This is a genomic window from Nocardioides aquiterrae, from assembly GCF_039526625.1.
GTDB classification, from domain to species: domain Bacteria; phylum Actinomycetota; class Actinomycetes; order Propionibacteriales; family Nocardioidaceae; genus Nocardioides; species Nocardioides aquiterrae.
Map to the genome: position 1 here is coordinate 18,558 of NZ_BAAAJE010000012.1, position 23,074 is coordinate 41,631.

Sequence of the window (23,074 nt, forward strand, 5' to 3'; positions counted from 1 at the left end):
ATGACCGAGCTGACGTCATCCGAGCTCTCTCGCAAGATCCGACAGCACGTGTTGAGGATGACTCACCACGGTCGCAGCTCCCACGTCGCATCTGGACTCTCCGTCGCCGACATCTTGGCCAGTCTGTATGGAGAGGTCCTCCGCGTGGACCCTTCAGACCCGGATTGGCTGGACCGGGATCGTTTTGTCATGAGCAAGGGACACGCGGGCGCCGCTGTCTACGCGGCGCTCTCGGAGACTGGGTTCTTCAGCCCAGAATCACTGGCGGCCCACTATCAGAACGGTTCGACCTTCTCCGGCCACGTGAGTCACGTCGGAGTTCCTGGTGTGGAGGTCTCGACCGGCTCGCTGGGGCACGGTCTGTCCATTGCCACCGGGATGGCTTGGCGTGCCCGCGCGGTCGGCGCCGGTTGGCGGGCTTACGCGTTGTTGAGTGATGGCGAGTGCGATGAGGGGAGCACGTGGGAGGCTGCCCTGTTTGCGGGGCACCACCGGATGTCGAACCTCATCGCCGTCATTGACTACAACAAGTACCAATCGCTGGCGACCACTGACGAGACGCTCACGTTGGAGCCGTTCGCAGACAAGTGGGTTGCGTTCGGCTGGGACGTGATCGAGGTCGATGGTCACGACATCGAGGAGATTTCCGCGGGATTGGACATCGACCCCCGTGATCGGGACCGTCCTCGGTGCGTCATCGCCCACACCATCAAGGGGAAGGGCGTGTCGTTCATGGAGAACAACGTTCTTTGGCACTATCGCCCGCCGTCAGACGAGGAGCTGGCGTTGGCCCTCGCAGAGGTGTCTGAATGAGGACTCGATTCTTCGCGGACCTGTTGACCGCAGCCCGCAGCGACCCGAACCTGGTATTGATAACCGGTGACCTTGGGTTCGGCGTCGTCGAGCCGTTCGTGGAAGCCTGCCCCGCACAATTCGTGAACGCCGGTGTGGCCGAGCAGAACATGACCGGGATGGCCGCCGGCATGGCTATGGCCGGGGCCAAGGTCTTCACGTATTCGATCGCGAACTTCCCGACGATGAGGTGTCTAGAGCAGATCCGCAACGACGTCGCCTATCACGGTGCCGACGTCGTGATCGTCGGCGTGGGTGGTGGTCTTGCCTATGGAGCCCTGGGAATGTCCCATCACGCCACCGAAGACATCGCGGTCATGCGAGCTATCCCGGGCCTGGCGGTGGTGGCGCCCGGTGATCCTGAGGAGACCGGGGCAGTTCTGATGGATCTGATCGAGCGCGGCGGGCCCGCGTACCTGCGGCTCGGGAAGGCTGGTGAGCGATCGGTGCACGCGTCGCGGCCGGACGTCGCCCGCGGCCAGGCAGTCACCCTCCGGAACGGGACAGATGTCGCGCTCGTCTCCACGGGCGCGATGCTGCCGGTCGTCGTGGACGCGGCCGACGATCTCGACCAGCTCGGCATCTCGTCGACAGTGGTGTCATCCCCGTGGATCGCGCCGTTCGACGAATCGACCGTCCGGCGGCTCGCGTCGACCCACCGCCTCATGGTCACGGTCGAGGAGCACTCGATCACGGGAGGACTCGGCGGCGCGGCTGCAGAGGTCCTCGCGGAGTCCGGATCCGCCTGCCCCCTGATGCGCATCGGAGTGTCGCACAAGTTCAACTCCGTTGTCGGCGACCAAGGCTATCTCCGCGAGGTCCATGGGCTGACCCGGCAGAGCATCTCGAAACGTGTGGTCAAGCGACTGGAGGACATCTGATGGGATGGCGGGTCAAGTTCATAGACTTTCCGCTGCAGTGGGAGCAGCAGCGGGAGTTCTTGCTTCCGATCATCGACGATACGCTTGCTCGTGGTGACGTGATGCTGCGTCAGCAACTGGCCGACTTCGAGAGGAATCTCGCTGCCTTCGTCGGCACCCGGCACGGGGTGGGCGTGAGCAACTGTACGGACGGTTTGCGCTTGATCGGTCACTCGCTAGGGATCGGACCAGGCGACGAGGTGGTGACTGTTGCCCATACCTTCATAGCCACCATCTCGCCGTTCGTCATGCGCGGTGCCAAGCCCGTCTTCGTCGACATTGGGGACGACCAGCTGATGGACACGTCTCAGCTGGAAGCGGCGGTGACGGAGCGCACCAAGGTGATCATTCCTGTTCACCTCAATGGACGTACCGTCGACATGACCGAGGTGCTCAAAGTCGCCGAGTCGTGCGGCGCGGTCGTGATCGAGGACGCCGCGCAGGCGCTCGGCGCCACGATCGACGGGCGCACAGCGGGGACGATGGGCCTGGCCAGCACGTACTCCTTCTACCCGGCGAAGATGCTCGGCGCGCCCGGCGATGCGGGGGCGGTGCTCACCAATGACGACCAGCTCGACGCTGACGTGCGCCGGCTGCGTGACCACGGCCGGGTCACCAAGACTGAGGTGGACGGCTGGGGGTACAACTGCCGGCTGGACAACTTGCACGCGGCCATCCTCGATTGGCGCTTGGCGCAGCTGCCGGGCTGGATCGAACATCGCCGGACCCTGGCCGGTATCTACGACGAGATGCTCAACGACATCGAGGAACTCGATCTTCCGGTCGGACCAGAGTCCGATCAGCGTCGGCGCGACGTATTCCAGAACTACACCGTGATGACCGACCGCCGGGACGAGTTGGTCCAACACCTCACCGAGGACGGAATCGAGGTGTTGGTCTCGTGGCCGGTGCCGTTCCACAAGCAATCCGGGGTCGGGCTCGACCACTGGAGCCTTCCGAACACGGAGCGGCTCAGTCGTCGTGTGCTCTCGTTGCCCATGAACGCCGAGTTGGCTGTATCCGACGTCGAGTACGTCGCTGCATCGGTGCGTCGATTCTTCGCTGCATGAGCGCCCCCACGCGCGAAGTAGCGCCTGCAAGACGAAGGTCGTACCGGTTCGTCAAGAGGATGATGGATCTGGTGATTGCGGTTCCGCTTGCGGCGGTGCTCTCGCCGTTCGCTGTGGCGGTCGGACTCGCGATCAAGCGGCAGGACAAGGGTCCGGCGCTATACCCGGCCAAGCGCGTCGGTGCCGAGGGCGTTGAGTTCACCATGTATAAGTTCCGGACCATGGTGACTGACGCAGACGCGATCGGCGGCGCATCCACTTCGGCGAGAGACCCGCGCATCACTCCGGTCGGTCACTTCTTGCGTCGGTGGAAACTCGACGAGCTCCCTCAGCTCATCAACGTTATCCGCGGCGACATGAGTCTGGTGGGCCCCCGTCCCACGCTCGACTGGGACGTTGCGCGATATAGCGAAGGCGAGCGTCGGCTTCTCAGCGTGAAGCCGGGCATCACTGACTGGGCGTCCATCAGGTTCAGGGACGAGGGCGAGATTCTGAAGGATGAGGTGGATCCCGACGAGGCCTACGACCGTCTGATCAGGCCGGAGAAGATCCGCCTGAGCCTCATGTATGTCGACCACGCATCGCTGCGACAAGACGCATCGATCCTCGTAGCAACGGCGAAGGCCCTGTTCGGCCACGAACCTGTGCACGGACGCCCCGGGTTCGACGACGACAGGGCCAAGCGGGAGTTCTTCAAGATCACCGAAGATTGGTCTACTAAGGCGGATCAGCAACAGTGGGAGCTAGCTCGTCAACGGTACAGCCTTGCCGCCGCGCTCGGGCGAGGCAAGGTGCTCGCAGAGGTCGGCTGTGGGACTGGGTACGGGTTGGCGCAAGTCGCCCGGTTCACGAAGTCTGCCGTCGGTATCGATATCGATGAGTGGAATCTCGCAATCGCCCGGGAACGGGCACCTGAATGTGACTTCCTCCTGGGCGACGCGGAAGCGATGCCGTTCCGCGACGCTGAACTCGACTGTCTCGTTGGCCTGGAAATGCTCTACTACCTGCCACATCCGGAAGTCTTCATCGCGGAAGCAGCGCGCACGTTGCGCCCGGGCGGTCACTTGCTCGTGTCGATGCCCAGCCCCGAACGCACCGCCTTCAAGGCGAGCCCGTTCAGCACGCGGTATCTGACCGCTGCGGAGCTGAACGAACTCCTCGATCAAGAAGGCTTCGACGTCGAGGCCTACGGTTCCTGCCCGGTTGGGGGATCGTCTCCCGCCAAAGAACTGGTGCGACGAGCCCTCGTGAGGATGCACCTGATTCCGCGGACGATCGAAGGGCGTGCCAAACTGAAGGCGGTCGTGTTCCGCAACATGCGCACTCTCGAATCCATCGAGGTCGATCCTGAGCGCGCGTTCGACGGTCTGTCCCGGCTTGACCATCTATCGGCGGCTCACTCCTACGCGATCACAGTGATGGTGGGCACGAGGCGCTCGTCGTCGCGCTGAGTATCGGTGAATTCTTTACGAGTGGGTGCTCCCCAAGCCATCGCGGAGGAACTTGTCGAGACGCTCGGCGAGCACTGGGAACGCGTGCTGGGAGCGAACGAAATTCAGGCCGTTCGTACCCAGTCGTTGCCTATCGACCGCGGCCATTTCATGAATCTCGCGTGTGGCGCTGGCGATAGCCGCGCCGTCCCCGGCGGGAACCGACAAGCCGGCGTCAGCTGACGCGACCGGGTCATTGCCGCTGTCGACGGCGTATACGATCGGCCGTTCGGCCGCAAAGTAGTCGAACAGCTTGTTGAAACTGATCCCGTATCGATGGATGGGCAAGGCCTGTCCCGTGCACAGGCATATCTCTGCGTCGGCCAGACGAGTCCTCAGGTCCGCCTTAGGCACGAGACCCGCAAAACGGACGTTGGGCAGGTGACGCTTGAGCACCTCCGCCTCGAGATTCTTCCGGTCGGGCCCATCGCCGTAGAGGACGATCTCAAATTCTCCGGCGCACACCTGATTCAAATGGTCGGCGGCGTCTAGAATTGCGGACAATCCGTGAGCAGGTGCGAAACCTCCGGCGTACGCCAACTGCCCCCTAATCGGTGATCGTCGGCTGGATGGGCCGGCTTCGTCAACGTCCATGAGATGGACCCCGTTGGGGACGTAACAAAACCGGCTGACTTGAAGTGAGTGGAAGTCTCGGGCGTATTGCGGAACATTCGGCATAATGCCGATGACGCCGACGGCGTCCTCCAGAGAATACCGTTCTAGTCTCCGCATAAGTCTATACAGTATCGACCCTCTCTCGATGTGACCCAAGTCGACCAAGCTTTCCGGCCAAAGGTCGGTGATCTCGTAGTAATACTGCGCATTGAATCTTCGCGCGAGGCGTCGTGCCGCTTCGGCCGCGAAGGGATGCACCGTGGTTCCGACCACAATGTCAGGACCGGACTGCCCGCGTGCCCAGCGACTCGCGACCCAAGCATAGCCAAGCATATTGCGGAATCGCGATAGACCGTTCTTCGAATATCGGCTGCTTTTGATGAAGACCCAGCGGACACCGTCGCGCTGGACCTCCGTTACCGATTCATCGGCGTCGCCCAGTGTGTCGTATTCGAACGTGTAGTGATTGAAGCGACATGCGACAACGGTGACCTCCCAGCCGGCCGATGCCAAAAGCTTCGAGAGTTCGAAGGTGCGCGTCGCCGGCACCGTCTCAGGGAACCCCGCGTAATGATTCAAGATCCAAAGCGATGGCACCGGCGATCCAAGCCTTTCGGTTGATAGGGTGACTCTTGGGCCAAGAATGATCGCCACCCGTCGTGGGTTGCCGCACACTCTCCAGCCCTGGGCGCGGCAACGGCCAGAGCCTATCGCCTGGTCTGACCGACCGCAGGCCGAAGAGTTTGGCGAGTGACAGAGCTGGCTCGGCAGCTACCTAACCAAGAGGAGCGCATGATGAGGGTCGTGAGCGTCGTTGGTGCGCGGCCTCAGTTCGTAAAGCTCGCACCCGTGCACCGAGCCTTCGAGCGAGCGGGGATCGATCACGCTGTGGTGCACACGGGCCAGCATTACGCGAGCCAACTGTCCGACGTCTTCTTCGCTGACCTCGGCCTGCCCAACCCCGCTCTTCATCTCGGCGTTGGTTCCGGCACCCACGGGGTGCAGACCGGAGCAATTCTCAGCGCTATGGACCAAGCACTTGTCGATCTGTGCCCAGACGCGGTGGTGGTGTATGGCGACACTAATTCGACACTCGCCGCGGCTGTCTGCGCTGCGAAGATGCAGCTTCCGATCGCCCACGTCGAGGCTGGCCTTCGCTCGTTCAATCGCGCCATGCCAGAAGAGCACAACCGCATTCTCACGGATCACGCTAGTGATCTGTGCTTGGCACCGACCGCCTTGGCCATGACCAACCTGGCCACCGAAGGACTGGCGGATCGATCGATGCTCGTTGGTGACGTGATGGTGGAGATATGTCATGAAGTCCGAGATCGCGTCCGTGATTCGCCGATCGAGCTGACTGAAATCGGCGATGAACCGTTCGTTATCGCTACTCTGCACCGCGCGGAGAACACCGACAACCCGGACCGGCTGAGGATGCTCTTGCGTCGCCTCGCAAGCCTGCCGCTTCCCGTCCTCCTTGCGGCGCATCCGCGACTGTTGGCCAAGGCAAGCGAATACGGAATCGAGCTCGACAGCGGCGCAGTGAGAGTGGTTAATGCGTTGGCTTACCCTACGATGGTCTCCGCTGTTCTCCGAAGCTCGGGGGTGGTGACCGATTCGGGCGGCCTGCAGAAGGAAGCGCTGCTACTCGGCACGGTGTGCACCACGCTGCGTAGCGAGACTGAGTGGGTCGAGACGCTGGATGACGGCTGGAACGTCCTCGATCCGGACGGGGCAGAACTGAGCCACCTTGCTGCGCGGACGCCCCCAGCGAGCGTTCCCCCCTCGCCATTTGGTCAGGGCGACGCGGCGCACCTCGTTTCCGAGGCAGTTATATCAATGGTCGGCTCTCGCGACGGCATGCCTGCTCAGTAACCAGCTGATCGCGTACATGGCCGATGAAGTGGTTCCCATGATCCACGCGGCTGCGACAAGGTCGAGGTCTGCCTGGTGCGCGATTGTAAACGAGAGGATTACCGTTGCTAGCCGGACGACGTCCCATAGTGCCTGAGTCACGAGTCGCTCATGAACGATGAGCGTTTGGGAGACCGTCGAACCAATGAGCTGGAACGCGGTCATAACAGCCAAGGCTCGAGCAAGATCCCCGGAGACGGCCCACGCGTTTCCAAAGACCAGCTCGAACATATACGGGCCTGCTAAGAAGAGCACCGCCCCCAAGGCGCTGCCGGCGAGCGCCATGCGATTGCTGGTCCACCAGAAGATAGAGAGACCCTGTCCGTCGCGGTCACGGCGACTGCGAGCGAGCTCACTCAGGAATACTTGTGCGGCAGCCTGTCCGACGAGCGCGACCGGTAGCCCGATGACCCGCTGAGTCAGGCCGAACCAACCGGCCGCCGCAGGGCCGTAGTAGGCGCCGGCGAGCAGGACCGGCGCTTGAAGGCCAAGCACATTGAGAAGTCCAGAGGGCGCAAGCACAAGTGGGAAGCTGCGGTACCGGCTTAATACCTTGGCGTACTCCAATCGGCTCTGAACGGGTCCAGCTTCCATACGGGTTAGCCCCGGCAGGAGGATCAGGGCGCCGAAAGCTTGGCCTGCCGCAGCACCGATTAGAAGGCCGGGGGTGCCCATCCCTGCAAGCCCCAGGCCGATCTGCACGGTGACGATTGTTACGGCCACGACAAGGTTCCGGCGCGCCAAGGTCTTGAACCGAGCATCTCGGATCGCGATGGCGCTCAAGACCTGCTGGGCGGCCACCGTCGAGGACAGAATTGGGATCCACAGGAGAAACGGCTCGAGATCGTCGACTCGGAACCATCGCGAAATCGGTTCTCGGAGTACGAAGAGGACGATCAGTCCGACCGCTGCCGTCACCACACTGGAAGCGAGGCCCAAGACGGCGATGCGCCGGGCAGTTCCGTCATCGTCAGGGATTGGGACCGCTCGTTCGAGCCGCAACGCGGCTGCCGCGGAGATCGAGAGCGCGAAGGCGTTGACGACGGAGAACGCTCCGAACTCGAAAGGCGAGAACACGCGAGTGAGCAAAGGCGACGCCGCGATGCCGATCGCCTGGGCGAGAAGCGTCCCGGCGAAGAGCGCGACGAACCCGCGCTTGGCACGACCAGCGCCGATTGAGCTCTTGAACCGCTGGTTGTTGATCATCGACGAGGCAGTACGAGCGATCTGTAGAGTTCCAGGAGCGCTGGTTCCTCGTGATTCCAGTTGAGGACTCCGGCAGACGCCGCGCGCGCGTTGGCGCTGTGGCGCTGGAGCAGGATCGGATCTTGGTTGTAGGTTGCGACGGCCCGCGCCACGGCGTCCGGATCCGTCTCATCAACGACGATGCCGCAATCGAGCCTTTCGATGATGTCTCGCCATCGGGGGAAGTCTGAGGCGATGATCGGAATGCCGGCGGCCAGGTACTCGAACATCTTCGTCGGAAGGGAGTCCAGATGAGCGCGGCTGCGCTGGAAGAGGATCAGGCCAACACGGCCACGCTGCAACATGTCTCGGGCGTCTGACGGCGACACCTGGCCGATGTAGTCCACCTTTTCCCAGCCGGGTGTCGCGCTCAGTTCATCGAGTAACGATGCAGGAGACGTTGATCCCGCCACGCGGAGCCGCCACCCCGTCGGGAAGTTCGAGGAGCTGCACATGCTGATCATCTCGCGAGCCCCGCGGGCGATGCTCATGCCGCCCACGTACACGGCCTCGAAGGGCCGGTCGAGAATTCCCGGGATCTCCGAGTCAGTGAGACGAAGCCGGGGGTAGTTGTGGACGATGGTCACCTTCGTCCGCGGGAAGGACTCAGCAATGGTCTCGGTCGCAGCGATGATCGCGTCGCTGGTCCGACCAGCGAAGAACACCAGCAACTTGGCGAACCATGCGACGAGCGGTCGCGCCCACGAGGGCAGGTAGTGCTTGTCCATGACCTGGGATGGGAGGTCTTCGTGAGCGTCGAAGACGACACGTCGACGGGTCAGTCGGAAGAGGGGAATCGCCCAGATCAGTTCTGGGTCGTGCAAATGGACGACTTCTGCTTTCGTGAGGTGCGCAGCAACTACCGCATGGACCGAGCCGATGGTGAGCCGTTTGAGTCGAGATCGAGCTGGTAAACGGATCACCTTCACGCCGGTGTCAGGGACATCGACGTCCGCATCGACAGCAATGAGGACGACTTCGTAACCACCTGAGGCTAAGGATGCCGCTTCACGTAGGTGTACTCGATTATCCGACCACGGATGTGCGGAGCTGACATGCGCGACGCGTCGCCTGCCTCCTCTCACAGGCGTCCCTTCCCCAGTGTCCGGATCAGAGGAGCGTCCTGTCCGGCCGTCGCGAGCATGGCGCGCCCGTCGATGATCGCCTTGACTCCCGCGATTGGTGTGACCTCGATCGAGCGGTAGAACTCGTGGTCGGTGTGGATGATCAGGGCGTCGACCTCATCACCCCATCGGTACGGCTCAAGACCCATCTCCAGAAGTTCGGCGACGTCGTACAGGGGGTCGTGGGTCATCACTAAAGCGCCTCGCGAGCGCAACGCTTCGACAGTGGCGAAGACGCCGCTGAAGGCAGACTCCTTGACGCCGGGACGGTACGCGACGCCGAGGACTGCCACCCTCATGCCGGACAGATCGCCGAGCTCATCCTCCAGGAGGCTCACCGCGTGAGTCGGCATGCTTGCATTGGCATCGCGAGCAGCCCGCACCACGGTCGCGTCAGGGTCGTTGCTCAGATAGAGGCGTGGATAGACTGGGATGCAGTGGCCGCCGACCGAGATTCCAGGTCGGTGGATGTGGCTGTAGGGCTGCGAGTTGCAGGCATCGATCACTTGGTAGACGTCGATGCCGGCCTTCTCGGCGAACTTCGCAAACTGATTTGCCAGTCCGATGTTGACGTCACGATAGGTGGTCTCGGCCAGCTTCGCGAGCTCAGCAGCCTCCGCGGACCCGAGGTCCCAAACGCCGTTCGGCCGAGCCAAGTCGTCTCGATCGTCGAACTCGAGGACGGCTCGGTAGAACTCTGTTGCGGTACGGGCGCCGTCCGGGGTAAGACCGCCGACCAACTTGGGGTACTTCCGGAGGTCCTCGAACACGCGGCCGGTGAGCACGCGCTCGGGCGAGAACACGACGTGGAAGTCGGTGCCCTCGGTTAGACCGCTGTGCTGCTCGAGCATCGGCTTCCAGCGTTCCCGAGTCGTCCCCACCGGGAGAGTCGTCTCGTAGATCACGGTCGTGCCCCGGGTCAGATTGCGACCGATGTCCTTGGTCGCGGAGTCCATCCAACCGAAGTCCGGCGCGCCCTCCTGATTGACGAACAGTGGCACGACCACGACGATGACCTCAGCGGCGGGCACGGCGCTGGCATAGTCGGTGGTCGCGGTGAGAGCGCCTGCCGGAACCAGATGAGCGACGTACTCAGCAAGGTTCGCCTCGCCCGGGAACGGCTCGCAGCCCGAGTTGATTGTGTCGACCGTCAGTTGGTTGACGTCGACCCCAACGACCTCGTGGCCCTTGCTCGCGAACTGCGCCGCGAGCGGCAGGCCGATCTTGCCGAGGCCGATGACTGCGATGTTCACGTGCGTCCTTATCGATCTGCGTCTACATCGATCGTTGTGCCTGTGCGAGCGGCCCGGATGGCCGCATCTGCCACCTGGACCGTCCGCATGCCTTCGCGCATCGAGACGATCTCGCAGTCAAGGCCGAGCACGGCGTCGCGAAGGTTTTCGTGCTGAGTCCGAAGTGGCTCCGGTTTCGGGATCGCGAAGCGGATGCTGTTCCCCTCGGTGACGCCGCGGAACCGAGACACCTGTTCCCACTCGGTCGACACTAAGCCGTTCTCGTGGAAGGTGAGGTCGCTGTGCAGCGTGTCAGCGACGAAGGCGCCACGCTCGCCCGTCACGACCGTGCAGCGCTCCTTGAGGGGTGACAGCCAGTTCACTAGGTGGTTCGCGACCGTGCCATCCGCCATCTGCGCCGTGATCGAGATCAGGTCTTCGTGCGGGCGGCCGCTCTTGTGGGCCGTATGGGCTGAAACCTTCGCGTACGGCGACCGGATCACCCAGGCTGTGAGGTCGATGTCATGGGTCGCGAGGTCCTTGACCACGCCGACGTCCGCGATGCGGTTGGGGAACGGGCCCTGGCGACGGGTTGCGACCTGGTAGATCTCACCGAGGTCACCCGCGTCCAGGTGCGCCCGGAGAGCGCGCAGGGCGGGATTGAACCGTTCGATGTGCCCTACCGCATTGACCACGCCGGCCCCCTCGAACGCGGCGACCAACTGTCGAGACTCCTCGCCGTCCGTCGCGAGGGGCTTCTCGATCAAGGTGGGCACCCCAGCTGCCGCCAACTCCAGTCCAGCCTCGAGGTGGTAGATCGTCGGTGTGGCGATGACGGCCATGTCGATGCCGATGTCGATCATTTCAGCGACAGTCCGAACGACCTGCGCGCTGCCCGCCGTACCATGCTTATCGCCAGCTGGGTCTGCTACGGCGACGAGCCTGACGCCGTCCAGTGAGTTAAGGACACGGGCGTGGTTGCGGCCCATCATTCCGATGCCGACCAGACCGGCTCGAAGCTGTGTCATCTCAGGCTCCCGCCGCGGCGATCTTGTTCACGGCCTCGACGATGCGCTCGAGATCGGCCGCTGAGAGCGAAGGGTGCACGGGGAGCGACAGACAGTGCCGAGCTGCGCTCTCGGTCTCCGGCAGATCGACCGGAGAGCGGAACGGGGCCAGTTGGTGATTGGGCACCGGGTAGAACATGCCCGACCCGATCGCGTACTCCTCACGCAGAGCGGCCGCCAGGCCGTCGCGGTCCTCCGCCACGCGGATCGTGTACTGGTGGTACACGTGCACGGCGCCGTCGGCCACCGCCGGCGTCGTGACGCCCTCGAGGTTGGCCGTGAGGAATGCGGCATTCTCCTGCCGCTGCCGGGTCCAGCCGTCGACCTTGGTGAGTTGCACCCTGCCGATGGCGGCGTGGAGATCGGTCATCCGGTTGTTGAGCCCCACGACCTCGTTCTCGTACTGCCGGAGCATCCCCTGGTTGCGGTAGAGGCGGACGAGACGCTCCAGCTCGTCGTTCTCGACCGACACCATGCCGCCCTCGCCGGACGTCATGTTCTTGGTCGGGTACAGCGAGAACATGCCGAACGTGCCGAACGAGCCGACCGGCCGTCCGTGGAGGCTGGCGCCGTGGGCCTGGGCGGCGTCCTCGAAGACGCGAAGCCCGTGCCGATCGGCGAGCGACGTCAGCGCTGGCATGTCCGCAGGATGGCCGTAGAGGTGGACCGGCATGATCGCCACGGTCCGCTCGGTGATCGCAGCCTCGACGCTGGCAGGGTCCAGGCAGAACGTCACGGGGTCGATGTCGGCGAACACGGGGGTGGCGCCGGTGAGGGCCACCGAGTTCGCGGTCGCCGCGAACGTGAACGAGGGCACGATGACCTCCTGGCCGGGGCCGACGCCCGCCGCGAGCAGGCCCAGGTGCAACCCGGAGGTGCCCGAGTTGACGGCCACGCAGGCGCGACCGAGGCCGAAGTGCTCGGCGAACTCCTGCTCGAAGGAGGCGACCTCGGGTCCTTGGGCGAGCATCCCACTCCGCATGACGCGGTCGACGGCCGCGCGCTCGTCGTCGCCGATGATCGGCCGGGCGGGCGGGATGAAATCGAGAGTCATGTCAGTCCTCGAGGGGGAGCAGGGTTCCGCCATTCTCGCGGAATCGCTCGTTCGTGGTGGGGCAGATCCAGGAATCCTCGCCGTCGGGGCGAAGGGGTTCCCCGCTGCGTCCGACCCAGCCGATGCGTCGGGCCGGCACGCCCGCGACGAGGGCGAACGCTGGAACGTCCTTCGTCACGACGGCGCCGGCGGCGACCGTCGCCCACTCGCCGATGGTCACCGGCGCCACGCACACCGCCCGGGCGCCGATCGAGGCGCCGCGCTCGACCGTCACACCGACCGGCTGCCAGTCGTCGGCGGCCTTGAGGGTGCCCTCCGGCGTCACGGCGCGGGGGTACGTGTCGTTCGTCAGCACCACGGCCGGGCCGATGAAGACACCGTCGGCCAGCCGCGCGGGCTCGTAGACCAGGGCGTAGTTCTGGATCTTGCAGTTGTCGCCGACCTGGACCCCGATGCCGACGTACGCTCCCCGGCCGACCACGCAGTTCGCACCGAGCTCGGCACCCTCGCGCACCTGGGCGAGATGCCAGATCGAGGAACCGTCGCCAATCCGGGCGCTGGCGTGCACGTCAGCGCTATCCACGATGCTCGTGGTCAATGGACTTCCCCCAGTCCCCATGACGTTCGATTAGCAGCATGCACGATACGCACATGGTGCGAGCGCCGCGGTGTGTTCGGCAAAGACAGGAGGGCGCGTCCGTCCGGACGCGCCCTCGTGTTGGTCCTGCTGGTCAGCTGCCGCTGTTGATCATCCCGGCGCCGACGGTCACGCCGGTGGCCTCGTCGATCAGGATGAACGAGCCGGTGGTCCGGTTCTTCGAGTACGGGTCGCAGAGCAGCGGCACGGTGGTGCGCAGCTGGACCCGGCCGATCTCGTTGAGGCCGAGCTCCTTGGTGTCCTGGTCGCGGTGCAGCGTGTTGACGTCCAGGCGGTACTGGATGTCCTTCACTAGTGCACGGGCGGTGCGCGTGGTGTGCTTGATGGCGAGCTTCTGCCGCGGGCGCAGCGGCTCGGTGGTCATCCAGCAGATCATCGCGTCGATGTCCTGGCTCGGCTTCGGCGCGTTCGCCGGCCGGGCGATCATGTCGCCGCGTGAGACGTCGACGTCGTCCTCGAGGCGGACCGTGACCGACATCGGCGGGTAGGCCTCGGTGACCTCCTGGTCGAACAGGTCGATCCCCTGGATCTTCGAGGTCATGCCGCTCGGCAGGACGACGACCTCGTCGCCCGGCTTGAGGACCCCGCCGGCCACCATGCCGGCGTAGCCGCGGTAGTCGTGGTACTCGTCCGACTTCGGGCGGACGACGTACTGGACCGGGAAGCGCACGTCGACCAGGTCCCGGTCGGATGCGACGTGGACGTGCTCGAGGTGGTGCATGAGCGTGGGACCGGAGTACCACGGCATGTTCTCCGAACGATTCACGACGTTGTCGCCGGCCAGCGCCGAGATCGGGATGACCTCGAGGTCGGGAATGTTCAGCTTCGTGGCGAACGTCGTGAACTCGGCGTGAATCTTCTCGTAGACCTCCTGCGAGAAGTCCACGAGGTCCATCTTGTTGATCGCGAGGACCAGGTGGGGGACCCGCAGCAGGGACAGCAGCACCGCGTGCCGACGGGACTGCTCGGTCAGGCCCTGCCGGGCGTCGACGAGCACCAGGCCGAGGTCGGCGGTGGAGGCGCCGGTGACCATGTTCCGGGTGTACTGCACGTGGCCCGGGGTGTCCGCGATGATGAACTTGCGGTTCGGCGTCGCGAAGTAGCGGTACGCCACGTCGATCGTGATGCCCTGCTCGCGCTCCGAGCGGAGACCGTCGGTGAGCAGCGCGAGGTCGGTGTAGTCGTAGCCCTTGGACTGGCTGGTCGCCTCGACCGCCTCCAGCTGGTCCTCGAAGATCGACTTCGAGTCCAGCAGGAGCCGGCCGATCAGCGTCGACTTGCCGTCGTCCACGGAGCCCGCGGTCGCGAACCGCAGCAGGTCCATCTCGCGGGTCTGCTCGGCCACCTCGGCCTTGGTGAGCTCGGTGTCAGCACTGCTCATCAGAAGTAGCCTTCCTTCTTCCGGTCCTCCATGGCGGCCTCGGAGAACCGGTCGTCGCCGCGGGTCGCGCCGCGCTCGGTCACGCGCGCGACGGCGATCTCGTCGATGATCTTGTCGATGGTGTCGGCCTCGGACTCCACGCAGCCGGTGAGCGTCAGGTCGCCCACGGTGCGGAACCGGACCGTGCGCTCCTCGGCGGTCTCGCCGGAGCGCAGCGGGTTGTGCTCGGACTCGGTGAGCAGCATGCCGTCGCGCTCGAACACCCGGCGCCGGTGGGAGAAGTAGATGGAGGGGATCTCGATCCCCTCGCGGCCGATGTAGTGCCAGATGTCCAGCTCGGTCCAGTTCGAGATCGGGAAGATCCGCATGTGCTCGCCCTCGTGGATGCGCCCGTTGTAGAGGCTCCACAGCTCGGGGCGCTGCATCTTCGGGTCCCACTGCCCGAACTCGTCGCGGTGGGAGTAGACGCGCTCCTTGGCGCGAGCCTTCTCCTCGTCGCGGCGGCCGCCGCCGAAGGCGGCGGTGAAGCCGCCCTCCTCGAGGGCGTTGAGCAGGGTGCCGATCTGGAGCCGGTTGCGGCTGGTCTTGCCGTCGTCGACCACGATGCCGTTCTTGATCGCGTCCTCGACGCTCGCCACGATCAGGCGGGCGCCGAGCCGGTTGACCCAGTTGTCGCGGCAGGCGAGGACCTCGGGGAAGTCGTAGCCGGTGTCCACCTGGAGGACGGGGAACGGGATCTTGGCCGGGTAGAAGGCCTTCTCCGCGAGCCGCATCATCACGATGGAGTCCTTGCCGCCCGAGAACATCAGGACGGGCTTCTCGAACTCGGCGGCGACCTCACGGAAGATGTGGATCGACTCCGCCTCCAGCTGGTCGAGCTGACTCAGCCGGTAGTCGGCGTGGGTTTCGGTCATGACAGCCTTGAGGACCTCTCGTCGGGACAGCAGCCGTCATCGTAGCCGTCGGGCTGCTCCGGGCACGAAGCGCCGGCGAAGTGGAGTGATGTGGTTCACTTCGCGGGTCCGACGGTACGCCGGGCTCAGGTCCGCGGCGCTTCCCGTCTTGTCCTGTGGTCGGTGCGGGGCGCCTCGCCCTCGAGCTCCGCGACGGTGGGGGAGCCGAACATCGGCAGGCCCTGGGTCTTGCGGATCAGGCCCCACACCAGCGGCAGCAGCACCAGCATCGCGATGCCGATGCCGGCGATCAGGCCGGGGTGGGTCTCCTCCTTGCCGAGCGGCGCCCAGCCGGCCTTGTCGAGCAGCGCGACGCCGGACATGGTCAGCACGATCACGATGCCGCGACGGATGATCGACTGCGGCACCCGCGGCGCGATCCGGCTGCCCAGGAGGGTGCCGGGGACCGAGCCGATGACCAGCGGGATCAGGATCGACCAGTCCAGGCCGTTGATGGCGATGTTCGAGATGGCTGCGGCGAGCACGAGCGGGACGGCCTGGACCAGGTCGGTGCCGACCAGCTTCACCGCCGCCAGGCCGGGGTAGAGCATCAGCAGGGCGATCATGATGACCGAGCCGGACCCGACGCTCGTGATACCGACCAGGAGGCCGCCCAGGGCGCCGACGAGCAGTGTGGCGATCGGCCGGATCCGTGGGTTCGGGTCGGCGTCGCCGACCCCGCTGCGGACCCGGCGCAGATTGATCCAGAGGCGCAGCGCGTACGTCGAGGCCGCGAGCAGCAGGGCGAAGCCGATGCACTCCTTCAGGAGCGTGTCGATCGACTCGGGCTCCTCGCCCGCGAGCTGGTGGACCAGCCAGGGCCCCAGGAGGGCCAGCGGGACCGAGCCCAGGACCAGCCACTTCGCGAGCGAGAAGTTGGGCGATCCCTCCCGGGAGTGCACGATCGCGCCGCCGGTCTTGTAGATGGCAGCGGCCGTCAGGTCGGCCGTGACCACCGTGGCGGCGTCGCCGACGCCGAGGAAGATCAGCGCCGGCGTCATCAGCGCGCCGCCTCCCATCCCCGTCAGCCCCACGACCACGCCGACGAAGAACCCGGCGGCGAGGATCGAGAAGAACGTGGTGGTGATCAGGTCACTCATGAGGTGATCTTCCTCGATCCGGTCAGGGCGGGCAGGGCGACGCGCAGCAGCTCCTCGAGCTTGGCCGCGGCCGCCCCGGCGGCCTCGGGACCCTGGCCGAACGGGTCGGGGACGTCGAGGTCGGGGTTCGCGGTGCCGCGCCGCTCGGCCACCGCCTCGAGCAGGGGCCGGCCCCACAGCATCGGGGGCGCGGACCGGACCGCCTCGGCGAACTGGCCAAGGGTGAAGACCTTGCGGAACGTCGCCGGGTGGTCGTCGAGGATGAACTGCCGGTGCGCGGTCTCGGCGCACAGCACCAGGTCGGCATGGGCGATCATGTCGCTCGCGAAGGCGCGGCTGCGGAACTGGACCACACCGGGAACCCCTCGCGCGGTCAGCGTCGCGGCCATCTCCGGGGGCATCGGCCGGGAGTCGAAGCCGCGGGTGCCCGCGCTCGCGAACGTGGCCCCGGCATGGGGGCCGGCGACGTGGCGGGAGTAGAGCTCCATGAAGGGGGAGCGGCAGATGTTCGCCGTGCAGATGTAGAGGACGCGCACGGGGGGCTCGGCGCCGCCGGCGGTGGTCCGTGCGGGCGGCGGGGGAGTCGGGCGCAGGCGGGGCTGGAAGCCGGCCGAGGGCTTCTCGACTGGCTGCGGCTGCTCTTCCTGTCGCTCCTGACCCGCGAGGGTGTCGAGGCCGGAGTCGGCGGGCTGGTCCGGGTGGGCCGGTGCGGGGGTCTCGACAGGCTCGACCACCGGGGTGGCGGGGGTCTCGACAGGCTCGTCCACCGGGGTGGGGTGGTTTCGAGACGGTTGCTGCGCAACCTCCTCAACCACCGGGTCGGCGGCCGGGGTGGTTTCGAGGCTCGTCGCTGGCGCTCCTCGCACCTCAACCACCGGGTCGGTCGTCGCTGGCGCTCCTCGCACCTCGACCACCGGGGCGGGGTGGTTTCGAGACGGTTGCTGCGCAACCTCCTCAACCACCGGAGATGACGGTTGCTGCGCAACCTCCTCAACCACCGGAGTGGGGTCGGTCAGGAGGTCGAGGTGGCCGGAGTCGCGCAGGGCGACCAGGACGTCGTCGAGCGCTTCCTCGATGGTGCGACCGGTCGTGTCGACGCGGACGTCGGCGTCCTGGGGCTCCTCGTACGGCGAGGAGATGCCGGTGAACTCGGGGATCTCGCCGCGACGCGCCTTGGCGTAGAGGCCCTTGCGGTCGCGGCGCTCGCACTCCTCGAGCGGGGTGGCCACGTGCACGAGGAAGAACGCGCCGCCGGCCTGCTCGACCATGGCCCGGACCTGCTGGCGGGTCGCGTCGAACGGCGCGATCGGGCTGCACACTGCGACGCCGCCGTGGCGGGAGATCTCGGCGGCGACCCAGCCGATCCGGCGGATGTTCGTCTCCCGGTCCTCCTTGGAGAAGGTGAGGCCGGCGGAGAGGTTCCTGCGCACGACGTCGCCGTCGAGGCTGGTCAGGGTCCGCCCGCCGTGCTCGAGCAGTCGGTCCATCAGGGCCCGGGCGAGCGTGGACTTGCCGCTCCCCGAGAGCCCGGTGAAGAACAGCACCAGGCCCTGCTCCTCCGGAGCCGGCCGGTCGCTGGCGACGATCGCCGCGATCTCGGGCGTGAAGGCGCCGGACGGGTCGTCGGTGACCCCGACGACGGGGTCGTCGCCGGCGTAGTTGGCGACGACCTGGACACCGAGGTCGTGGTCGACGTCCGGGTCGCCGTGGGAGGCCAGCGGCACCGCCACGACCACGGCGTCGGCGAGGTGGGAGGCGGCCGCGAGCGTGGCTCGGATCAGCGCGACCGGGGAGAGGTCGGGGGTGCCGTGCCCGACGAGCGGCAACAGGACCACCGGACCGACGGTCGCCAACGCCGTGAGCTGCGGCTGGGTGAGCGCGTCGACGAGCGGCACGAAGGTGCGCCCGGCATACCGCTCCCGGGTCTGGACCGGCGTCAGGTAGTGGTCACGGAACGGGCCGAACTGCGCGTGCGTGAGCGGCTCGATGGTCCCGCCCGGGACGTCGACCTGCGCCAGCGGCAGTCCCTCCGGGTCGACCAGCTCGACCGCGCCGGCGGCCCGAGCCGCCTCGGCGACCTCGGGTGGGAGCTCGAGCGTTACCGGGCTGCCCGGCTCGTTGAACACCACCGTCGGCACCAGCGCACCCGTCACCAGGAGCTCGAGATCGTCGAGCTCGCGCGGCGACGGACAGTGCTGCGGGACGGGGGGCATCGGCACAGAGTAATCGTGCCATCCCAGTGAAGTTACTCTGCACGCATGTCGATCCCCGCCGTCGCAGAGCTGGTCCGGTCCGGTTTCGTCGAGGGGCACCACTACGGGTCGGTCGTCGCGTTCGGCGCCGACGGGGAGGTCGACTGGTCGGTCGGCCCGGTCGACCGCCAGATGCTGCCGCGGTCGTGCAACAAGCCGATCCAGGCGCTCGGCATGGTCCGGCTCGGACTCGACCTGCCGCCTACCCTGCTGGCGCTCGCCTGTGCCTCGCACTCCGGTGAGCCGTTCCACCTCGAGGGCGTCCGGGAGATCCTGTCCTCGGCCGGCCTGGACGAGTCGGCGCTGCAGACGCCGCCGGACTACCCGCTGGACGACGAGGAGCGCGACGCCGTGCTCCGTGCGGGCGGCGGCCCCACGGCGCTGCAGATGAACTGCTCGGGCAAGCACGCGGCGATGCTGGCGACGTGCGTGGTCAACGGCTGGGACACCGGCGGCTACCTGGCGCCGGACCACCCCCTGCAGCTGGGCATCCGCGCGACCTTCGAGGAGCTCACCGGCGAGCGCGCCGAGGTCGTCGCCGTCGACGGCTGCGGCGCCCCCCTGCTGTCGACCTCCCTCCTGGGGCTGGCGCGTGCCTTCCGCGCCCTGGCGCTCGCGGAGGACGGCCCGGAGCACCGCGTGGCGGACGCGATCCGTCGGCACCCGGAGTGGGTGTCCGGGACCCGTCGGGACGAGCGGGCCCTGCTCGAGGCCATCCCGGACGCCATCGGCAAGGCCGGCGCCGAGGCTTGCTACGCCGTGGCCCTGCCGGACGGTCGGGCGTTCGCGCTGAAGGTCGACGACGGCGCCGCCCGCGCGCGGCCGGTGCTGATGGCCGCCGCCCTGCGGCGCGCCGGCGTGGACGCCCTTCCGGGGGTCGATCGCGCCGCGCTGCGGCGTACCGGCGAGGCGGTCCTGCTCGGTGGCGGACGTCCGGTCGGGGAGGTTCGTGCGCTCCTCTGATTGCTCTGCTAGCGGCGCAAAACCCTTTGAATTCAAGGTAAATTCTTGCCTTGTGAACCGTTGCACAGGTCGTCTTGCTTGCTATTGCTAGCAACGCGAGCAACGATGGGGGTATGGCAAAGGGCAAGGTCGGCAAGACCGTCGAGTCCCTCGGCGAGTACCTGAGGGAGCAGCGGGTGGCAGCCCACCTGACGCTGCGTCAGCTCGCCGAGCAGGCCGGCGTCTCCAACCCGTACCTGAGCCAGATCGAGCGTGGACTGCGCCGACCGTCGGCCGAGGTGCTGCAGCAGATCGCCAAGGCGCTGCGGATTTCCGCAGAGCAGCTCTACCAGCGCGCCGGGATCGTCCACCCCGAGGACGGGGTCGGCGGCTCCGTGGAGCTGGCGATCCTCGGCGACTCCCAGCTCACCGAGCGGCAGAAGCAGTCCCTGCTGGACGTGTACGCGTCGTTCCTCGCCCTCAACAAGGGCAGCGACTGACCCACCCCCGAAGAGAAGGAGCAGGACAATGGCCAAGGCCAAGATCGACATCAGGACCGAGGCGACCCGTCCGCTCTACGCCGGGGTCGGCGTCACCGACCTCGCCGTCGAGCTGGTGCGCGAGTACGTCGCGGATGTGCAGAAGCGCTTCGCCGGCGTTCAGAAGGACGTGCAGGCGCGGTTCAGCGACTTCGAGCTCGAGCCCAAGGTGCTGCGCGAGCAGGCCACCACGGTCGTGAACGCGCGCGTCGACGCGCTGACCAAGGACGCCAAGGCCCGCCGGGCGGCCGTCGAGGAGCGGGTCGCGGAGCTCCAGAAGGCGCTGAACGAGAACGTCTCCTCCGTGGGTGACGCCTACGCCGACCTCGCCAAGCGCGGCGAGACCCTGGTCGAGCGGATCCGCAACCAGCAGTCGACGAAGGCCACCGTGAGGTCGGCCAAGACGACCTCGACGAAGGCGAAGACCACGAAGACCCAGGCGACCGAGGCCACGAAGACCACGGCCAAGAAGACCGCCAAGAAGGCCTCCACCACCGCGAAGAAGTCGTCGACCGCGCCGAAGAGCAGCGCGAAGGCGACCGCCACCGCGGCGAAGAAGACCGCGACCAACGCGGCGTCCGCGGCCACCGACGCCGCCGAGAAGGTCGGCGACTGAAGAGACGAGCAGCTGACGCTGTTCTGACCATCACGGAGCAGCATCGTGTCGGGTCCGGGGCGGAGCCCCGGGCCCGACGTGTGTCCCGAGGTGGCTTGTCGGGTGCGGGGGTCTCGACAGGCTCGACCGACGGAGGGGTCTCGACGGGCTCGACCAGCGGAGGGGTCTCGACGGGCTCGACCAACGGGGTGGCTTGTTGGGTGCGGGGGTCTCGACAGGCTCGACCAACGGGGTGGCTTCGAGACGGTTGCTGCGCAACCTCCTCAAGCACCGGGGCCTCAAGACAGCCGGGTGCCTTCCTCAACCGCCGGGGTGGTGGTTTCGAGAGGGTTGCTGCGCAACCTCCTCAACCACCGTCGGGGCCGTAGGCTGGGCGCGTGCTGCAGGTGTTCCAGGCGGAGATGACCGTGATGATGGTCGTCGAGCTCGCGCTGATCGTGGTGAAGCTCGTCGCGTTCATCAGCTCGCTGACGTACTCCGCGGAGGCCTACCACGCGGCCAACAAACTCACCAAGGCCGCGTGGACGATCATCCTCGGCCTGGGGCTCGTCGCTCAGGTGGTCTTCGGCGGGCCGATCGGGCTGGTGAACCTGGCGTTCACGATCGCGGCTTTCGTCTACCTCGCCGACGTCCGTCCCGCGCTGGCTTCCCTGACCCGTCGCTAGCCGGCCGGCTCGGGTAGCCGTACGCGTAGTACCCGTACCCGTACCCGTAGCCGTAGGAGCGACCCGCCTTCCGGGCAGGGGCGAGGTTGACGACCACGCCGACCACCTTGGCGTCGACGGCCTCGACCCGCTCGATCGCGTGGGTGAGCTGGTCCTTGGTGGTCTTGCCGTGCCGGATGACGATGAGAGCGCCGTCAGCGCGAGCCGCGAGCAGTGCCGCGTCGGTGACCGGCAGCAGCGGCGGGGCGTCGAGGATCACGATGTCGAAGTCGTCGCGCAGCTCGCCGATCAGCTTCTCCATCGCGTTCGACTGGAGCAGCTCCGACGGGTTCGGGGGGATCGGGCCGCTCGCGAGCACCCAGAGGTCGGTGTCGGCGTACTTCTGGAGAGCGTCCCGCAGGTGCACCTTGCCGATCAGCACGCTGGTGGTGCCGACGCCCGCGTCCAGGCCCAGCCGCTCCGCGATCAGCGGCCGGCGCAGGTCGCACTCGATGAGCGCGACCCGCTGGTTCGCCTGGGCGAGCGTGACGGCGAGGTTCACCGCGGTCGTGGACTTGCCCTCTGCGGGCAGCGCGCTGGTGACCACGAAGACCTTCTGGTCGTGGTCGACCTCGACGTACTGCATGTTGGTGCGCAGCACCCGGAACGACTCCGACCACGGCGTCGCCGAGGCCAGCACCTCGGCCGGTGGGCGGCGGACCGCCGTGGAGTCGGCGTTGATGCGCCCGAGGATCGGTGCCGGGGTGACCGCGGCGACGTCTTCGGTGGACTTCAAGGTGGTGTCGAGGAGTTCCCGAAGAACGGCAAGACCGAGGCCGACCAAGAGACCCAGCACGAGCGCGAGACCCAGGTTGCGCACGGGCCGCGGGCTGACCGGGGTGTCGGTTACCTGGGCGTTGTCGACGATCGAGGCCTGCACCAGGGCGTCGTTCTTGCCCTGCGGCGTCTCGAGCACAGCGACTTCGTCACTGAGTGCCTGGGCATAGGCCTGCGCGATCTCGCGCGCCTGGACCGGGTCGGGGTCGGTCGCGGTGATCTCGAGGATCACCGTGTCCGGGTTGACGCTGGTCGACACCTGCGACTGCAGCTCGGCCGGGTCGATCCCGCCGCCGAGGTTGTCGGCGACCCGCTCGGCGAGCTTGCGCTTGCCCACCAGCTCCGCGTACGAGCTCACCCGCTGGGTGGCGAACAGGTTGCCCGTGTAGGCGTCGGCGGCGTCCGACGGGCTCGTGGAGACGAAGATGCTCGCCGTTGAGGCGTACTGCGGTGTCGCCTGCCAGGTCAGCGCTGCGGCGACGGCGACGGCGACGGCGACGCTCGCCACCACGACGCGCCACCGGTGTCGAACTGCCAGCCAGTAGTCCTTGAGCTCCACGTGAGTC

21 protein-coding genes are annotated in these 23,074 nt (G+C 66.6%); 9 read left to right on the plus strand and 12 right to left on the minus strand.

The genetic code is table 11. The annotated features are described in order from the left end of the window. Genes ABD086_RS12975 through ABD086_RS12990 form a run of 4 tightly spaced genes read left to right on the plus strand, consistent with a single transcriptional unit; the run spans window position 1 to window position 4,293 of the window. On the plus strand, window positions 1–813 hold the full coding sequence (locus ABD086_RS12975) for a transketolase (RefSeq protein ID WP_343907969.1): 813 nt from the start codon (window positions 1–3) through the stop codon (window positions 811–813). Then, complete coding sequence (locus ABD086_RS12980) at window positions 810–1,733, plus strand: transketolase family protein (RefSeq protein WP_343907970.1); 924 nt, start codon at window positions 810–812, stop codon at window positions 1,731–1,733. Before ABD086_RS12975 ends, ABD086_RS12980 begins: the two co-directional genes overlap by 4 nt. Beyond that, complete coding sequence (locus tag ABD086_RS12985; protein ID WP_343907971.1) at window positions 1,733–2,842, plus strand: DegT/DnrJ/EryC1/StrS family aminotransferase; 1,110 nt, start codon at window positions 1,733–1,735, stop codon at window positions 2,840–2,842. Before ABD086_RS12980 ends, ABD086_RS12985 begins: the two co-directional genes overlap by 1 nt. Then, window positions 2,839–4,293 carry a sugar transferase gene (locus ABD086_RS12990; RefSeq protein WP_343907972.1) on the plus strand — a complete coding sequence of 485 codons (1,455 nt, stop codon included), beginning with the start codon at window positions 2,839–2,841 and terminating at the stop codon, window positions 4,291–4,293. Before ABD086_RS12985 ends, ABD086_RS12990 begins: the two co-directional genes overlap by 4 nt. Before the next feature lie 15 nt (window positions 4,294–4,308). Here ABD086_RS12990 and ABD086_RS12995 read toward each other — a convergent pair whose 3' ends face one another. Then, the gene (locus ABD086_RS12995; RefSeq protein WP_343907973.1) at window positions 4,309–5,496 is read right to left on the minus strand and encodes a glycosyltransferase family 4 protein; all 1,188 of its coding nucleotides are present in this window, start codon (window positions 5,494–5,496) and stop codon (window positions 4,309–4,311) included. A 246-nt stretch (window positions 5,497–5,742) separates the two neighbouring features. Between ABD086_RS12995 and wecB the strand changes: the two genes are divergently transcribed. Further along, on the plus strand, window positions 5,743–6,825 hold the full coding sequence (wecB, locus tag ABD086_RS13000; RefSeq protein ID WP_343907974.1) for a non-hydrolyzing UDP-N-acetylglucosamine 2-epimerase: 1,083 nt from the start codon (window positions 5,743–5,745) through the stop codon (window positions 6,823–6,825). Here wecB and ABD086_RS13005 read toward each other — a convergent pair. From ABD086_RS13005 to cysC, 10 genes are all read right to left on the minus strand, one after another. Continuing rightward, window positions 6,787–8,070, minus strand: coding sequence for a lipopolysaccharide biosynthesis protein (locus tag ABD086_RS13005; protein ID WP_343907975.1), 1,284 nt, complete (start codon window positions 8,068–8,070; stop codon window positions 6,787–6,789). The genes wecB and ABD086_RS13005 overlap by 39 nt on opposite strands. Then, window positions 8,067–9,194 (minus strand): glycosyltransferase, encoded by a 1,128-nt coding sequence (locus ABD086_RS13010; RefSeq protein WP_343907976.1) that lies wholly within the window; start codon window positions 9,192–9,194, stop codon window positions 8,067–8,069. Before ABD086_RS13010 ends, ABD086_RS13005 begins: the two co-directional genes overlap by 4 nt. Then, window positions 9,191–10,486: a nucleotide sugar dehydrogenase gene (locus tag ABD086_RS13015; protein WP_343907977.1), complete on the minus strand. Its 1,296-nt coding sequence runs from the start codon at window positions 10,484–10,486 to the stop codon at window positions 9,191–9,193. The genes ABD086_RS13010 and ABD086_RS13015 overlap by 4 nt, the downstream gene beginning before the upstream one ends. A gap of 8 nt (window positions 10,487–10,494) precedes the next feature. Next, window positions 10,495–11,493 carry a Gfo/Idh/MocA family oxidoreductase gene (locus tag ABD086_RS13020; protein WP_343907978.1) on the minus strand — a complete coding sequence of 333 codons (999 nt, stop codon included), beginning with the start codon at window positions 11,491–11,493 and terminating at the stop codon, window positions 10,495–10,497. Between the two features lies 1 nt (window position 11,494). Further along, a complete protein-coding gene (locus ABD086_RS13025; protein WP_343907979.1) occupies window positions 11,495–12,586 on the minus strand; it encodes a DegT/DnrJ/EryC1/StrS family aminotransferase in 1,092 nt (363 codons plus the stop codon). Window position 12,587: 1 nt separating this feature from the next. Beyond that, a complete protein-coding gene (locus ABD086_RS13030; RefSeq protein WP_343907980.1) occupies window positions 12,588–13,205 on the minus strand; it encodes an acyltransferase in 618 nt (205 codons plus the stop codon). Between the two features lie 112 nt (window positions 13,206–13,317). Further along, window positions 13,318–14,625 (minus strand): sulfate adenylyltransferase subunit CysN, encoded by a 1,308-nt coding sequence (cysN, locus tag ABD086_RS13035; RefSeq protein ID WP_343907981.1) that lies wholly within the window; start codon window positions 14,623–14,625, stop codon window positions 13,318–13,320. Beyond that, entirely contained in the window at window positions 14,625–15,539 is a 915-nt protein-coding gene (cysD, locus tag ABD086_RS13040; RefSeq protein ID WP_343907982.1) for a sulfate adenylyltransferase subunit CysD, read from the minus strand. Before cysD ends, cysN begins: the two co-directional genes overlap by 1 nt. A gap of 125 nt (window positions 15,540–15,664) precedes the next feature. After that, a complete protein-coding gene (locus ABD086_RS13045) occupies window positions 15,665–16,678 on the minus strand; it encodes a sulfite exporter TauE/SafE family protein (protein WP_343907983.1) in 1,014 nt (337 codons plus the stop codon). Next, on the minus strand, window positions 16,675–18,891 hold the full coding sequence (gene cysC, locus ABD086_RS13050) for an adenylyl-sulfate kinase (protein WP_343907984.1): 2,217 nt from the start codon (window positions 18,889–18,891) through the stop codon (window positions 16,675–16,677). The genes ABD086_RS13045 and cysC overlap by 4 nt, the downstream gene beginning before the upstream one ends. A 45-nt stretch (window positions 18,892–18,936) precedes the next feature. Between cysC and ABD086_RS13055 the strand changes: the two genes are divergently transcribed. The 4 genes from ABD086_RS13055 (at window position 18,937) to ABD086_RS13070 (ending at window position 21,692) form a co-directional block, all read left to right on the plus strand. Next, window positions 18,937–19,893, plus strand: coding sequence for an asparaginase (locus tag ABD086_RS13055; RefSeq protein WP_343907985.1), 957 nt, complete (start codon window positions 18,937–18,939; stop codon window positions 19,891–19,893). Window positions 19,894–20,006: 113 nt separating this feature from the next. Beyond that, entirely contained in the window at window positions 20,007–20,372 is a 366-nt protein-coding gene (locus ABD086_RS13060; protein WP_343907986.1) for a helix-turn-helix domain-containing protein, read from the plus strand. A 28-nt stretch (window positions 20,373–20,400) separates the two neighbouring features. Then, window positions 20,401–21,027 carry a hypothetical protein gene (locus ABD086_RS13065; protein ID WP_343907987.1) on the plus strand — a complete coding sequence of 209 codons (627 nt, stop codon included), beginning with the start codon at window positions 20,401–20,403 and terminating at the stop codon, window positions 21,025–21,027. Window positions 21,028–21,404: 377 nt separating this feature from the next. Continuing rightward, the gene (locus tag ABD086_RS13070; protein ID WP_343907988.1) at window positions 21,405–21,692 is read left to right on the plus strand and encodes a DUF2516 family protein; all 288 of its coding nucleotides are present in this window, start codon (window positions 21,405–21,407) and stop codon (window positions 21,690–21,692) included. Here the strand turns inward: ABD086_RS13070 and ABD086_RS13075 are convergent. Beyond that, window positions 21,625–23,067, minus strand: coding sequence for a tyrosine-protein kinase domain-containing protein (locus tag ABD086_RS13075; protein WP_343907989.1), 1,443 nt, complete (start codon window positions 23,065–23,067; stop codon window positions 21,625–21,627). The two genes, ABD086_RS13070 and ABD086_RS13075, sit on opposite strands and share 68 nt — an antisense overlap. Window positions 23,068–23,074 lie beyond the last annotated feature (7 nt).